The 15,657-nt window shown below is 67.7% G+C and carries 9 protein-coding genes; 4 read left to right on the plus strand and 5 right to left on the minus strand.

Annotated elements, in window-relative coordinates:
* Positions 1–167 precede the first annotated feature (167 nt).
* Positions 168–1,823 carry an MFS transporter gene (locus ACXJKH_RS00005; protein WP_457317801.1) on the minus strand — a complete coding sequence of 552 codons (1,656 nt, stop codon included), beginning with the start codon at positions 1,821–1,823 and terminating at the stop codon, positions 168–170.
* 99 nt (positions 1,824–1,922) lie between these two features.
* Complete coding sequence (locus ACXJKH_RS00010; RefSeq protein WP_256776317.1) at positions 1,923–3,350, minus strand: DcaP family trimeric outer membrane transporter; 1,428 nt, start codon at positions 3,348–3,350, stop codon at positions 1,923–1,925.
* A gap of 437 nt (positions 3,351–3,787) precedes the next feature.
* Between ACXJKH_RS00010 and acs the strand changes: the two genes are divergently transcribed.
* The 3 genes from acs (at position 3,788) to mntP (ending at position 7,635) form a co-directional block, all read left to right on the plus strand.
* Complete coding sequence (gene acs, locus ACXJKH_RS00015) at positions 3,788–5,731, plus strand: acetate--CoA ligase (protein WP_457317802.1); 1,944 nt, start codon at positions 3,788–3,790, stop codon at positions 5,729–5,731.
* A 198-nt stretch (positions 5,732–5,929) separates the two neighbouring features.
* Positions 5,930–6,595, plus strand: coding sequence for a response regulator transcription factor (locus ACXJKH_RS00020; RefSeq protein ID WP_256776319.1), 666 nt, complete (start codon positions 5,930–5,932; stop codon positions 6,593–6,595).
* Positions 6,596–7,050: 455 nt separating this feature from the next.
* A complete protein-coding gene (gene mntP / locus ACXJKH_RS00025) occupies positions 7,051–7,635 on the plus strand; it encodes a manganese efflux pump MntP (RefSeq protein ID WP_256776320.1) in 585 nt (194 codons plus the stop codon).
* Positions 7,636–7,659: 24 nt separating this feature from the next.
* On the opposite strand, the gene ACXJKH_RS00030 is transcribed toward mntP, so the two are convergent.
* Entirely contained in the window at positions 7,660–11,109 is a 3,450-nt protein-coding gene (locus tag ACXJKH_RS00030; protein ID WP_457317803.1) for a hybrid sensor histidine kinase/response regulator, read from the minus strand.
* A 68-nt stretch (positions 11,110–11,177) separates the two neighbouring features.
* A complete protein-coding gene (locus ACXJKH_RS00035) occupies positions 11,178–12,512 on the minus strand; it encodes a sensor histidine kinase (protein WP_457317804.1) in 1,335 nt (444 codons plus the stop codon).
* Positions 12,513–12,692: 180 nt separating this feature from the next.
* Between ACXJKH_RS00035 and ACXJKH_RS00040 the strand changes: the two genes are divergently transcribed.
* Positions 12,693–14,624, plus strand: coding sequence for a diguanylate cyclase domain-containing protein (locus tag ACXJKH_RS00040; protein ID WP_457317805.1), 1,932 nt, complete (start codon positions 12,693–12,695; stop codon positions 14,622–14,624).
* A 12-nt stretch (positions 14,625–14,636) separates the two neighbouring features.
* Here the strand turns inward: ACXJKH_RS00040 and ACXJKH_RS00045 are convergent, their stop codons facing one another.
* Positions 14,637–15,647, minus strand: a complete 1,011-nt coding sequence (locus ACXJKH_RS00045) for an OmpA family protein (protein WP_457317806.1) — start codon at positions 15,645–15,647, stop codon at positions 14,637–14,639.
* Positions 15,648–15,657: the final 10 nt, after the last annotated feature.

The raw sequence follows: 15,657 nt of genomic DNA on the forward strand, positions 1-15,657 counted from the left end.
GCAACCTCACATGCGCCTCCGAAAGCGCATGGAGAGCCGGCCAGCGGCCGGCAGTACGTCGCCTTCGGAAGGGTATGCGTGGTTGCCGGCCAGCGGCCGGCACTACCGGGAACGAAAAGGGCCGCGATCTGCATCGCGGCCCCGTCTTCATTCTGTGCGGCTCACCGTTATTTGGTGATGTCCACCCCGCGGGTTTCCTTCAGGAACAAGCCACCGACCACGACCGTCATCAACGCGATGATGATCGGGTACCACAGGCCGTAGTAGAGGTTGCCGGTGCCGGCCACCAGCGCGAAGGAGATCGCCGGCAGGAAGCCACCGAACCAGCCGTTGCCGATGTGGTACGGCAGCGACATCGAGGTGTAGCGGATGCGGGTCGGGAACAGCTCGACCAGGTAGGCGGCGATCGGGCCGTAGACCATKGTCACGTACAGCACCAGCAGCCACAGCATGAAGATCGTGCCGGGGATGTTGATGCGCGCGTTGTCGGCCTTGGCCGGATAGCCGGCGGCGGTCAGCGCGGTCTTCAACTCGGCACCGAACGCATCGGCCTTGGCCTTGCCGTCTTCCTTGGTCAGCCCGGCCGACTCGTAGGAGGCGACGCTGGCGCTGCCCACGTTGACGATCGCCAGGGTACCGGCGGCGGCCGGCTTGACCTCATACGGCACGCCGGCCTTGGTCAGTGCCGCGGTGGCCACGTCGCAGGAGCTGGTGAACTTGCGCATGCCGACCGGATCGAACTGGAACGAGCAGGTGTTCGGATCGGCCACGACCAGGGCCGGCGAATTGGTGCGCGCTTCTTCGATGGCCGGGTTGGCGAAGTGGGTCAGGCCCTTGAAGATCGGGATGTAGGTGATGGCGGCCAACAGGCAGCCGGCCAGGATGATCTTCTTGCGGCCGATGCGATCGGACAGCCAGCCGAAGAAGATGAAGAACGGCACGCCCAGCGCGAGCGCACCGGCGATCAGCAGGTAGGAGGTGGTGGCATCGACCTTGAGCATGCTGCTCAGGAAGAACAGCGCGTAGAACTGACCGCCGTACCAGACCACGGCCTGGCCGGCGGCGGCACCCAGCAGCACCAGCAGCATCAGCTTGAGGTTACCGTCCTTGAGGCTGTCACGGAACGGGGTCTTGGAGCCCTTGCCTTCGGCCTTCATCTGCTGGAACAGCGGCGATTCGCTCAGCTGCAGGCGGATCCACACCGACACGCCCAGCAGCACGATGGAGACCAGGAACGGGATGCGCCAGCCCCAGGCTTCGAAGGCCTCGTTGCCGAGGAAGTAGCGGCAGGCCAGGATGATCAGCAGCGACATGAACAGGCCCAGCGTCGCGGTGCACTGGATGAAGCTGGTGTACAGGCCACGCTTGTCGGCCGGCGCATGCTCGGCGACATAGGTGGCCGCGCCACCGTACTCACCGCCCATCGCCAGGCCTTGGGCCAGGCGCAGGATGATCAGGATCACCGGGGCGGCGAAGCCGATCGACGCATAGTTGGGCAGCACGCCGACCAGGAAGGTCGAGATGCCCATGATCAGGATGGTGACCAGGAAGGTGTACTTGCGGCCGATGCGGTCGCCGAGGCTGCCGAAGAACGCCGCGCCGAACGGACGCACGAAGAAGCCGGCGGCAAAGGCCAGCAGGGCGAAGATCATGCCCGTGGTTTCGTTGACGCCACTGAAGAACTGCTTGGCGATGATCGCCGCCAGCGAGCCGTACAGGAAGAAGTCGTACCACTCGAAGACAGTGCCCAGGCTGGACGCGAAGATGACCTTCTTGTGTCCCTGGGTAAGTTGCGGTTTTGCGGGTACGGGTGTGGATGACATGGGATGCTTCCCCTCGGTAGTGCCGACCGTAGGTCGGCAATCGCAGTGTTGGTCAGGTGGTTTCTAGTTTTGGAGTGCCGACCGTGGGTCGGCACGCATTCAAAAACTGTATTTGGTGGTGAACTGCAGGCGGTTGATATCGCCCTTGCGACCGTCCTCGATCTCGCGCACGCCGTACATGTATTCCGCGCCGATATCGACCTTGGGCATCGGCGTGTAGAAGATGTTGCCGCGGATGCTCTGCACGCTCTTGGTGACCAGCGGGCCAAGGCTGCCATCGTTGTCGTAGTCGCTGCGCGCGTAGATCAGGTTGGTACGCAGTTTCGGGGTGAAGGCGTGGCGCCAGCCGACGTAGCCGGCCAGCACGCCGGTCGGGTTGAGTTCGTCGCGGGCGATGTCGTAGGCGGTATCGGCGGTGACGCCAAGGCCGACGTAACGGGCGATGCCCTCGCCGCCACTGATCTGGTAATGCAGGGTGTCGGTGCTGCCCATCACCCACTTGCCGCCCAGGGTCAGGCCGCCGCCGATCTTGTCCGCATCGGCATTGGTGGTCTGGTTGTCCACCTTGAGCTGGCGCACGACCGCGCCCACGCCAAAGGTGCCCCAGTCGCCCTTCCAGCCATAGCGCAGGGTCAGATCCGGCAGGGCGCCGCGATCGGAGTTGCTGGCCACGTTGGTCCACGCGCCGGTAATCGGGTTGCGGGTGCCGGTGAGCACGGTGGTTTCCGGGTTTTCCAGCGCGACGCTGAAGCCGCCCTGGGTGTAGCGGATCTGCGCCTGGCGCACGAACAGCACGCCATCGGTGGGACCGACGAAATCGGCCGCTTCCGGCAGCGAGGCCGCATCCATGAAGTTGGACCAGGTCTGGCCGGCCAGCCAGTTGTTCCAGTACATGTAGGCATGCCGCAGGGTGACGCCATAGGTGTTGGTGGCGGTCTGGTTGCCCAGTGAATTGCCGAAGAAGTCCATTTCGAAGAACGCACCGGCCTTGTTGCCGGCGTCACTGACGTTGTCGATGCCCAGGTTGAAGCGCGAGAACTTGGCGTGGGCGTTGTAGTCCACGTCCGAGCGCTTGCCGCTGCCGCCGGCACCGGCGACCGGGGTCTGACCGGGCAGGTACAGCGCGCGCCCGGTGGCATCGTCGGCAAGCTGGCCGTCGCTGGTCTGGGTGGCCAGGAAGTCGGCCTTGATGAAGCCACCGATCTTGACCGTGGTGCCCGGCGCCGCGCCCGGGGTGATGGTGGTGACCTGGATCGGCTGCTTGCCGGCGGGCACCTGCGCGGCCAGCGGCTGCTGGGCCTGCACGGTCTTCACCGCGGTGACCTCGGTCTGGGTCTGGCTGATCTGGCTCTGTTGCTGCTGGCTGGTGTTGACCAGCATCTGCACCTGGCGCTCCAGTTCGGCGATGCGTGCTTCCAGCGCCTTCTCTTTGGCGGTATCGGCGAATGCGACGCCTGGTGCGATCAATGCGACGAACAGGGCGGCCGCCAACGGCCGGCGTGTCGTCTTCAATAAACGGTGGCTCATGTTGCCCTCTCTCCCGGGTGGCAATGYGAACGCCGCGCTGTGCACGGTCCAGCCGACAGTGGGGCCGCCCCGCCCGCAACGGCTATTGGCCATTAGTCGTACTCGCCCGCCGGGCGGGCACGACCCGGACGCCAACGGCGACCGGCAGGTGCCACAGGCACTTGGGTAGGTACCGACCGTTGGTCGGTACGCTCTTCCTCACAGATAGCGCCACGCCCCCTTGCCACGGGCCCAAACGCACCCGGCACCCACCGACAGCCGCTTGCTGCCCACACCGCACGCTCCAACCTGACCCGTTCCCGGCGTTCCTGCCGCGTTCGACCATGGTCTAACCACCCAGCCACCGCGAAGCAGGGTGGATGCGGCAAACTGAGGGGGAGAGGTCGCACCTTATGTTGCGACCGCACAACCCAAGTCCTGTTGCAAGTGAGGGTGCCATGGCTGATCTTTACCCCGTCAAGGCGGATTTTTCCGCCAAGGCGCGCATTGACAAGAACACTTACGAACAGCTGTATCGGGAGTCGCTGGAAAACCCCGATGCGTTCTGGGGCAAGGCCGCCGAGCGCCTGCAGTGGTTCAAGAAACCGACCACGATCAAGAACGTCAGCTACGATCTCGACGATTTCCGCATCCGGTGGTTCGAAGATGGCGAGCTCAACGCCAGCGTCAACTGCCTGGACCGCCAGCTTGATCAGCGTGGCGACAAAGTCGCCCTGCTGTTCGAACCGGACAGCCCCGATGCACCTGCGCAGGGCGTCACCTATCGCGAGCTGTATGAGCGCGTGTGCCGGCTCGGCAATGCGCTGCGCAACCTGGGCGTCAAGAAGGGCGACCGGGTCACCATCTACCTGCCGATGATCGTCGATGCGGCCGTGGCCATGCTCGCCTGCGCGCGCATCGGTKCGGTGCATTCGGTGGTGTTCGGCGGCTTTGCGCCCAACTCGATCGCCGACCGGGTGATCGACTGCGCCAGCAAGCTGATCATCACCGCCGACGAAGGCCTGCGTGGCGGCCGTCGGATCCCGCTCAAGGCCAACGTCGACGCCGCGCTGAAGTTGCCGGGCACCACCACCGTGGAAACCGTGCTGGTGGTGCGCCACACCGGCGGCGCGGTGGACATGCAGGCCCCGCGCGACCGTTGGTTCCATGACGTGGTCGATCCGCAGCCGGCGCAGTGCGAGCCGGAACGGATGAACGCCGAGGACCCGCTGTTCATCCTCTACACCTCCGGTTCCACCGGCAAGCCCAAGGGCGTGCTGCATACCACCGGCGGCTATCTGCTGTACGCCGCCTACACCCATGAAGCGGTGTTCGACCTGCGTGAGGATGACATCTACTGGTGCACCGCCGACGTCGGCTGGGTCACCGGCCACAGCTACATCGTGTACGGTCCGCTGGCCAACGGCGCAACCTCGCTGATGTTCGAAGGCGTGCCCAACTTCCCGACCACCTCGCGGTTCTGGGAGGTGATCGACAAGCACAAGGTGAGCATCTTCTACACCGCCCCGACCGCCATCCGCGCGTTGATGCGCGAGGGCGATGCACCGGTCAAGCGTACGTCGCGCGCTTCGCTGCGCCTGCTCGGCAGCGTCGGTGAGCCGATCAATCCCGAGGCCTGGCGCTGGTACTACGAGGTCGTCGGCGACAGCCGCTGCCCGATCGTGGATACCTGGTGGCAGACCGAGACCGGCGGCATCCTGATTTCGCCGCTGCCCGGTGCGGTCGACCTCAAGCCGGGCTCGGCCACGCTGCCCTTCTTCGGCGTGCAGCCGGCGCTGGTCAATGCCGAGGGCGAGATCCAGGACGGCCCCACCGAGGGCAACCTGATCATCCGTGATTCGTGGCCGGGCCAGATGCGCAGCGTCTACGGCGACCACCAGCGTTTCATCGACACCTACTTCCGCACCTACCCGGGCAGCTATTTCACCGGCGATGGCTGCCGTCGCGACGAGGACGGCTACTACTGGATCACCGGCCGCGTGGATGATGTGATCAACGTGTCCGGCCACCGTATCGGCACCGCCGAGGTGGAAAGCGCGCTGGTGTCGCATCCGAAGGTGGCCGAAGCGGCCGTGGTCGGCTTCCCGCACGACATCAAGGGCCAGGGCATCTACGCCTATGTGACCCTGATCGCCGACGAGACGCCCAGCGATGAACTGCACAAGGAACTGATCGCCTGGGTACGCAAGGAGATCGGTCCCATCGCCGCGCCCGACCACCTGCAGTGGGCGCCGGGCCTGCCCAAGACGCGTTCGGGCAAGATCATGCGCCGCATTCTGCGCAAGATCGCCGAGAACGCACCGGACCAGCTTGGCGACACCTCGACCCTGGCCGATCCGTCGGTCGTGGCCTCGCTGGTGGAAGAACGCAAGGTGAGGTAGTTCCGCGGCACCAGGCGCAGGATGGGACCGCGGCATCGCGTGTGCGCTGCCGCTCCCACGATCCGCAAACGGATCGTGGGCCTGGTCTCCCCAGCACCCACGCCCCGCCGCTTCGCGGCCGCCCCCTGACTCAGGGGGCTGTCATCTCGATACACTTTTCGTTGCGTCGCTGCACGCCTCCGCAACATGGCCCCCACCATGACAACGCTCCTGATTGCCGATGACCACCCGCTGTTCCGCGAAGCCCTTCGCGGTGCCGTGCAACGCGTCATCCCTGGCGTGCAGCTGTTCGAGGCTGACAGCGTGGAAGCGCTGTACCAGCTGGCCGACCAGCACACCGACGCCGACCTGGTCCTGATGGACCTCAACATGCCCGGTGCGCAGGGATTCAACGCGCTCGTGCACATGCGGGCACTGCACCCGCAGCTGCCGGTGGTGGTGGTGTCGGCACGCGAAGAGCCGACGGTGATGCGCCGCGCGCTTGACCACGGCGCGTTCGGGTTCATCCCCAAATCCGCCGACTCGGACACCATCGGCCACGCGCTGGGGACGATCCTGGACGGGGAAACCTGGGCCCCGCCGGAAGCGCACAACGTGCCGCAGACCGGGCGCGAGGAGCGCGAGATCGGCCAGCGCCTGCGCGAGCTCACCCCGCAGCAGTTCCGCGTGCTGCAGATGCTCGGCGCCGGCCGCCTCAACAAGCAGATCGCCTACGATCTCAACGTGTCCGAGGCGACGATCAAGGCGCATGTCACCGCGATCCTGCGCAAGCTCGGGGTCACCAACCGCACCCAGGCGGTGCTGATGGCCGGCAAGCTGGCCATCGATGAAGAACAGATCGTGTTGCCGCCGGAAGAGGAATAGAGCCACGACGTGCGTGGAGGGCGTGGTGCCGGAACGAAGAGCAGCCGAGCGTGGCTCGGCTCTACCCCGCCCCGGCTATGACATCTGCGGCGTTGGAGCAGCCGAGCATGGCTCGGCTCTACCCCGGCCCGGCTATGACATCTGCGGCTTCGGAGCAGCCGAGCATGGCTCGGCTCTACCCGCCCCGGCTTATAGCCGGGGCTATGAAATCCAGCGTTACCTGCGCAATTGCCGGTGAACGCTCCAATCCGCTGGCCCGGTGCTAAGCTTCGCGTCCCCTTGGGGAGTAGCCGGTTTCCTGCGATGAGGAAACGCCCGTATCAACATACTCGGCCAGTGCGCCGTGGTGCGGGCAACCATGATGGTTGGCGAGACCAGCGGTCCGCGTGCGCAACGTCAGGTTGGGCGCGAGCGCGGTCCGTTGCCTGACATCGCCCAACCTGCTGTGACCCTCAATGTCCCCCCTTTCGATCCTGCTGATCGGCTTTGCCATGTCCACCGATGCCTTCGCTGCGGCGATCGGCAAAGGCGCGGCCATGCGCAAGCCCCGCTTCCCCGATGCGCTGCGCGCCGGCCTCATCTTCGGCGTCATCGAAGGCATCACCCCGGTGATCGGCTGGCTGCTCGGCCGCGCGGCCCTGCAGTACGTGGAAGCCTTCGACCACTGGATCGCCTTCGGCCTGCTGGGCGCGCTGGGCGTGCACATGATCATCAACGGCATCCGCCCCGATGAGGGTGGCGAGGGCGACGACGAGGACACCCGCAAGCACCACGGCTTCTGGCGGCTGGCCGTCACCGGCTTTGCCACCAGCATCGATGCGATGGCCGTCGGCATCGGCCTGGCCTTCATCGACGTCAACATCGGCGTCATGGCACTGGTCATCGGCCTGTGCACCCTGACCATGGTCACCGCCGGCATCATGCTTGGCCGCGTGCTGGGCAACCTGGTCGGCAAGCGCGCGGAAATCGTCGGTGGCGTGATCCTGATCATCATCGGCGCCACCATCCTGTACGAACACCTCAGCGGCGCCATGGCCTGAGGCAGGACGCCACGCACCGCGCCGCTACATATCGCTGCGCGGTGCGTGGAACGCAGCCAGGAACGCCCGCAACGACGCCGGCTTGATCGGCTTGGTCAACAACCGGTAGCCGCGCTCGCGCGCCATCCGCTTCAACTCGTCGCGCCCGTCGGCAGTCAACAGCGCACCGGGAATCGCCCGCCCGGCCTTGTCGCGCAGCGCCACCAGCGTATCCAGTCCATCCAGGCGATCGTGCAGGTGGTAATCCACCAGCATCACGTCCGGCTGCAGGTCCACCTTCTCCAGCGCCTGGTCCACGGTGCTGGCGGTGATCACCTCCACCCCCCAACGTCCCAGCAGCGCGCGCATGCCGTCCAGGATTTCCTGGTCGTTGTCCACGCACAGCACGCGCATGCCCGCCAGCGAATGGGTGCGGGCCGGCGGCGCAGTGGGGGCGCTGGCGGCGGCGAACGGCAGCACCAGGGCCTCCACCCGCGGCAGCATGATCGAAAACATGCTGCCGCTGCCCACCCGGCTGCGCGCGTTGAGGCGGTGGTCGAGCAGGCGCGAGATGCGCTGGCAGATCGACAGGCCCAGCCCCAGCCCCTGCTCGCCCCAGTCGAACGGCTGCTGGTAGCGGTGGAACTCGTCGAAGATCTGCTGCATGTGGTGTTCGGGGATGCCCGGCCCGGTATCCCAGACCTGCAGTTCCACTTCATCGCCACGATGGCGTACCGCCAGCACGATGCGACCTTGCCGGGTATAGCGCAATGCGTTGGCCAGGAAATTCTGCAGCACCCGGCGCAGCAGCCGGCGGTCGCTGCGGATCCACGCCGGCCGCGCGAACAGATCCATGCGCAGCCCGCGTCCGGCCGCGACCGGCGAGTACTGCGCGGCGAGTTCGCGCATGAGCACGCTCACGTCGAAATCGCCGATGACCGGATGCAACCCACCGGCGTCCAGTCGCGATACATCGAGCAGGCCGTCCAGCAGCTCTTCGGCCGCACGCAGCGAGGCATCCACGCGCTCGGCCAGGTGCCGTTGCTCTTCGTTGTGGTGGTGGCTCTCGCGCAGCGCCGAGGCGAACAGCCGCGCCGCGTTCAACGGCTGCAGCACGTCATGGCTGATCGCAGCCAGGAAGCGGGTCTTGGACTGCTGGGCCACCTCGGCCTCGTGCGAGCGCTCGGCCACGCGCTGCTCCAGGGTTTCGTTGGCCTCCAGAAGTGCGCGTTCGGCGTGCTTGTAGTCGGTGATGTCGTTGTAGCTGGTCACGTAGCCGCCGCCGGGCAAGGCCTGGCCGCGCATTTCGATCACTTTGCCGTCGCTGCGGGTGCGCTCGAAGATGTGCGGTGAGCCGGCGCGCATGTAGCCGATGCGCCGGTTGATCTGCACCTCGATGTCACCCTCGCCCAGCTCGCCACGTTCGGCGTTGTAGCGGATCAGATCCGCCACCGGGCGTCCCACGTACAGCATCCCGTCGGGGTAGCCGAACATCTGCTGGTAGCGACGGTTCCAAGCGGTCAGGCGCATGTCCGGGTCGACCACACTCACCCCGGCGCTGATGTTCTCCAGCGTGGTGGACAGGATCTCGCGGTTGAAGCGCAGCTCCTGCCCGGCCTCATCCAGCACCGCCACCACTTCGCCCAGGTCCATGCCCGAGCCCCGCAGCAGGCTGGTCAGCAGCAGGCGCGCCGACGCTGCGCCGATGGAGGCGGCCAGCAGGCGTTCGGTGAACTGCACCCAGGCGCGGTCGGCCGGCGCGGAGGCCTGCAGCTCCCGGCCCATCGACTGGGCCTGCTCGAAGAACGAGCGCCGTGCATGGCGGTCACCGACCACGCGCGAGGCCAGCGCGAGCAGATCGCCGACATGCACGTTGCCGGGCCACGCACCGGCCACCGACGGCCGTTGCGCATACGGGTCCAGGAACGGTGCCGCGCGCAGCCGCTCGTCGACGCCCGGGCGCCAGCGCACCGAGACCAGCACCATCGCCGCCACGTTGACCAGCAACGACCAGAACGTGCCGTGGGTCAGCGGATCCCAGCCGCTCATGCCGAACAGATGCTGCGGCTGCAGCCAGCCCAGGCCGAACGGACCGCGCACCAGCCAGGCCGCTTCCATCCAGCCGGCATGGGTGAGCGCGGGCAGCAGCAGCGTGTAGACCCACGTACCAAAGCCCAGCAGCATGCCCACTTCCACGCCGCGACGGCTGGCCCCGCGCCAGTACAGGCCGCCGATCAGGCCCGGCGCGAACTGCGCCACCGCCGCGAACGCCATCAGCCCGTACGAGGCCAGCGTGCTGTCATTGCTGCTGCCGCGGTAGTAGCTGTAGGCCACCAGCGCCAGCAGCAGGATCGCGGTGCGGCGGATCCACAGCACGCGCGAGGCGACGTCGGCCGCTTCCTGGTGATCGCCGCTGCGACGCAGCAGCACCGGCATCACCAGGTCGTTGCTGACCATCGTGGCCAGCGCGATCGAGGCCACGATGACCATGCCGGTGGCGGCCGAGAAGCCGCCGACATAGGCCACCAGCGCCAGGAACTTGCGTCCTTCGGCCAGCGGCAGGGCCAGCACCATGCTGTCGTCGGCAACGCTGCCGCCGGTGCCGAACAGGGTCACCCCGGCCGTGGCGATGGGGATCACCATCGCCGAAATCACGATCAAATAGGCGCCAAACATCCAGCGCGCGCGGCGGATGTCGCGCACGTCGCCGCACTCGACCACCGCCACGTGGAACTGGCGCGGCAGGCAGATGATCGCCAGGAAGCTGAGCAGCGTCTGCGAGATGAAGCCGACCGGTGGCAGTCCGGCGAACAGCGTATGCGCCGACTGCAGTACCGCATCGGTGCGGTCGTTGAGCCACAGATAGGCAAACAACCCCAGCGCGACCATCGCGATCAGCTTGATCAGCGACTCCAGCGCGATGGCCAGCATCATGCCGTGGTGGTGTTCGGTGGCATCCACCTGGCGGGTGCCGAACAGGGTGGCGAACAGCGCCATCAGCAACGCCACGTACAGCGCCGGATCGGTGAAAAAGCCGGTCGGCCCGACGTTACCGGTCAGCACCTGCAGGCTCATCGCCACCGCTTTGTACTGCAGCGCCAGGTACGGCACGATGCCGATCAGCGCGATCACCGCCACCAGCGCGGCCAGCCGCCGCGACCGGCCGAAGCGGGAAGAGATGAAGTCGGCGATGGACACCACGTTCTGGCTGCGGGCGATCAGCGCCAGCCGCTCGATGATGCGCCAGCCGAACAACCACAGCAGCAGCGGGCCCAGGTAGATCGGCAGGTAGCCGATGCCGTTGCGCACCGCCGTGCCGACCGCCCCGTAGAACGTCCACGACGAGCAGTACACCGCCAGTGCCAGGCTGTAGACCACCGGGCGCAGCCACGGCCGGTCCGGGTACATCGGGCGACGGTCGCCCCACCACGCCACGCCGAACAACAGCGCGGCATAGGCCACCGATACCAACAGCAGGATCCAACTGGAGACCACGGGGTGATTCCGTCAGGGCAGGGGCCAGTGTAGCCGGTGGCGCAGGTGCCGCCGGCTACACGGGTTGCTCACGACCGTTGCACCGTCGGGGCAGCGCGCGCCGGCAGGCGGATGTCCACGCAGGTGCCGTGGCCCAGGCGGCTTTGCACGTGGATGCGGCCACCGGCGGCGGCCACCAGGCTGGCACTGACGGCCAGCCCCAGCCCGGTGCCCTGCCCGACCGGCTTGGTGGTGAAGAACGGTTGCAGGCAACGCGCACGGACCTCATCGCTCATGCCCAGGCCGGTGTCGCTTGCCTGTATCGACACCTCGCCGACGCTGGGCAGCCACGCCAGCACCAACGCGAATCGACCGCCGTCGGGCATGGCCTGCCCGGCGTTGACCGCCAGGCTGAGCAGGATCGATTCCAGCTGCGCTGGATCGAAATGGATGCAGCATTGCCCCTGCCCGGTAACGACGTCGCAGTGGATGCCCGCGCCGAAGACTTGCCGCAGCGTCGGCGCCATCGCCTCCAGGGTCGCAGCAACATCGAGCAGCTGTGGCCGGCTCGCCTCCAGCCGGCTGAAATCCAGCAGCCGCCGGCTGACTGCGCTCGCGCGTCGGGCGGCCGAGTCGATACCCTGCAATGCCTCGGCCACCGCCGCCGGATCCTGCGCGCGGCGGGCCTTGCCTACATAGCCGTGCACCAGCGCCAACAGGTGATTGAAGTCGTGGGCGATGCCGCTGGCCAGTCGGCCCACGTTGTCCATTTTCATGGCATGCACCAGCTGGTCGCGCGAGCGTTCCTTCTCCTGCATTTCCAGCTGCAGCTCATCGCGCTTGCGCGCCAGCGCCACACCGTGCTGCCGCGCCACCTGCAGGCTTTCGCGCAGGCCGGTGACGCTGTGGTGCAGCAGCCAGGCCACCAGCACGCAGCCGAACACGCAGACGCCCAGGTCGGTGACCACGTGGGCGACGCGGTCGGCGCGGAACAGGATGCCCGCCAGGTCGATCCAGGCGCCCAGCAACATCGCCAGGCACGCCCACAGCGTGGCCCAGCGCAACGCCGCTGCGCCCAGCAGCGCCGCTACGAGCAGCACGGGCACCAGTTGCACCAGTTGCACCCGCGACAACGCCGCCAAGCCCCAATACCCTTCGGTGACCGCCAGCAACAGCAACTGGCCCGCCACGAACAGCGTCGCCGCACGTACCCCATGCCCGCGCCGCTGCTCGACCAGGCAGGCCACGCATACCACCAGGTGTGCGCTGGCCAGGGCCAGCACCAGCGTGTCCACCCCGTCGCCCAGGCGCAGCAGCAACCAGCTGGCGATCAGCAGGTGGAAGGCGGCCACGAGCAGCCATAGGCCGCGCAACATGGCATCGGTGCGTGCGCCCAGGCCGGCGGCGACGGCGTCGGGAGCCATGACGGGGCGGTCAGATACGGGGGGAAGCGGCATGTACGACGGGTCCGAACGGGCCAAAGGCGTCAATTTTTGTCGACAACGCCGGTATATTAGCCTTCTACGATCCGGCACCCCGATTCGCTGCAGCATCCTCGCAGCCACGCCCGCCCCCGCCGGATCACCGCCAGGATGTTGTGGACCATGAACTGCTTGTCGCTTGTCCGGCGCAGTCTGCCTGCGCTGCTGTGCGTTGCCGTTGCCCTTTCCACCCCGCCTGCGCAGGCACAGCGCGCCGGCGCTGGCATGCCGTTGGTCGCCCAGGTGGAGCAGTGCAACGCGCTGCTGGCCAGCACCCCGGAGACATCGCTGCAGATCGCCAAGGCGTTGCTGGCACGACCGACACTGCCTACCTCGGTGGAGATCGGCGCGATCGCGTGCCTGGGGATGGGGCTGCGTTCGCAGGGCCGCCTGGAGGAGACCGCGGGCCTGCCCGAGCGCCTGCTGGCCGCCGTAAAACACACCGATGCCACCGCCGAGGACACCCTGCGTGCGCGTTCGATGGCCGCGCACCTGCTGTTGTGGCGCGGCGACCAGGCCCAGGCGCTGGAGCTGACCCGCACCTTCCTTGACGAGTCAGTGCGCACCCGCGATGTGCACGGACAGATCAGTGCGCTGATGCAGATCGCCATGATCCGCGGCGATGCCATGGGCGATGCGCAGGGCGCGTTGACCTACCTGCAGAAGGCCGCCGCGCTGAGCGAGCACCTGCGCCGGCCGCCGAACCCGGGCGACATGCTGATCCACTACAACGTCGGCTATGCGCTGCTGTCGATGCAGCGCTACGAGGAGGCGCAGACGGCCTTCGATCGTGCTGCCGCGATCGGCGCGCGCCTCAGTGGCCAGGACCTGCTGATGCACCGCATCACCAGCCACCGGGCCGAGATCCGGCGCGTGCGCGGTGAGCTGGACCAGGCCCAGAAGGGCCTGGACCAGGCCCTGGCCTGGCAGACCACGCAGGATGCACAGGGTCGGATCATCACCCTGCAGCGCCTGGCCCGGTTGGCGCTCGACCGCGACCAGGCAGCCAAGGGCCTGGCCCTCGCCGAACAGGCGCAGACGCTGGCCGACAGCGGCAACTTCACGGATGAGATCCGCCATGGCCTGGACGTGCTCGGCGATGCCCATACCCTGCTTGGCCAGCGTCAGCAGGCATTGCAGGTGGCCCGCCAGGCGCGCGAACTGGATCAGGCACGCAGCAAGGGCGACACCCTCAACCGCCTGGCCAAGCTGCAGGCCAGCGCGGAGCGCCGCATCGCACCGGCCGAGGTCAATGCCGAACAGGACCTGGGCCGCGTACGGGTGGTCCGCAACAGCGCGGTCGCCGCGCTGCTGGCCGTACTGGCGATCGCCGCGTTCCTGATCCTGCGCCTGCGCCGGCAGCGACGCGAACTGGCGGCGCTGAGCCGGACCGATGCGGTCACCGACCTGCCCAACCGGCACGAAGCCGAACGCCTGCTGGGCGATGCCCGCGCGTCGGGCCAGCGGCGCAGCGCGCTGCTGCTGCTGGAAATCGACGACTTCAAGGCACTCAACGACCGCCACGGCCAGGCCGGTGGCGATGCCCTGCTGCGTGCGGTGGCGCGCTGCCTGCACAGCGCCGTGGACCGCGGCGACCTGGTGGCCCGCTGGGGCGGCGCCCGGTTCCTGGTGGCACGCCACGATACCTCCGACGCCGCCGCGCAGGCGCTGGCCAACCACCTGCGTACCCGCATCGAGCGCCTGCTGGTGGAGATCCGGCCCGGGCAGCCGATCACCCTCAGCGCCAGCCTTGGCGTGGCCCCGCTGCCGCTGTTCGCCGATCAATCCGGGCAACTGGACGACAGCCTGCGCGCGGCCGACCGCGCCCTGCAGACTGCGCACCGCAGCGGCCACAATGCCTGGGCCAGCCTCTGGGGCGCGGCCATCGGCATGGAGGTCGATCTACACAACCTGCTGCACGACCCGACCGAAGCGCAGGTGCTGGGCTGGGTGACGCTGGCAGGCAGCCGGCCGATGCCGTGGATGCCGCCACGACCCGAGCCCGTGCGGCCCAGCGCGGCCGCCACCGAGGCGACGACCGGGCAGCGCGGCTGAGGCCCTGTGACGTCAGCGCGTCACGTCCAGACGCACTTCCACCCGGCGATTGGGCAACAGGCATTCCAGTAGCGCCGCGCGCGGGCGCACGCCATCGCACTGCTGCACCTGCTGGGTATCGCCGCGGTACTCGTAGTGGATCAACGCCGGATCGATGCCGCGGCCAACCAGCAGATCGCGCACGGTGCGGGCCCGCCGCTCGGACAACGCCTGGTTGGCATCGAAGCCACGGCCCTGCAGGCGGTCAGCGTGCCCGACCAGCGCGATGCCGCGCAGCTGCAGCGCTTCACTGCGTACGCTGGCCAGGGCGCGGTCCACGCTTTCCAGCGAGTAGGTGCGGATGTCGCGGTAGCCGTCGCGGTCGAATTCGAACAGCACGTTGGCCACCAGCGGAATCGGCGCCGACGCAGCCGCCGTGCCCGCGTTGCATTGGCGTGCCGCCGCTTCGGCATCGTTGACCAGCTCCTCGGCGATCTGGATGTACGGCTTGGAATGACGCCACTGCTGCTGGTTGAACTCGTTGCCGGCATGCACCAGCTCGACCTCGCCACAGGCCACCTGTTGCTGCGCGCAACTGAACCCCGGCGCGCCATGCAGCACGCGCAGGCGCTGCCACAGGTCATCGCGCAGGTACTTGGCGCCATTGACCAGCGGGGTGTCGGTCGGCAACGGCGCGGCGCCCTGCTCCATGCCCACGATCAGCTTTTCCGACTCGCTCAGCGCCTGCTGCGGGAAATCGCTGCGGTCATTGCGGCTGTACTCGTGGAAGGACACGTCCAACCAGCACTGCGCCTTGGACAGGTGGTAGTCGCGGATTGGGCGGCCGCCGTCGTTGAGCGCCTGGATGCGGCCCTGGGTGGCCTCGTAGGCCTGGTGGTCGGCATGGATGGCCGCGTCGGTGATGCGCTGCTGCTCAGGCAGCAGCCGGGTCTGCTGGGCATTAGCGGTACCGGCCAGCGCGGTGGCGATGGCCGCCACCAGCAGCGCGGGGACAACTCGGGAAATCGGGGAAAGCGTGGTCATCGGGGCATCC

This window comes from Stenotrophomonas sp. P5_B8 (genome assembly GCF_054049855.1).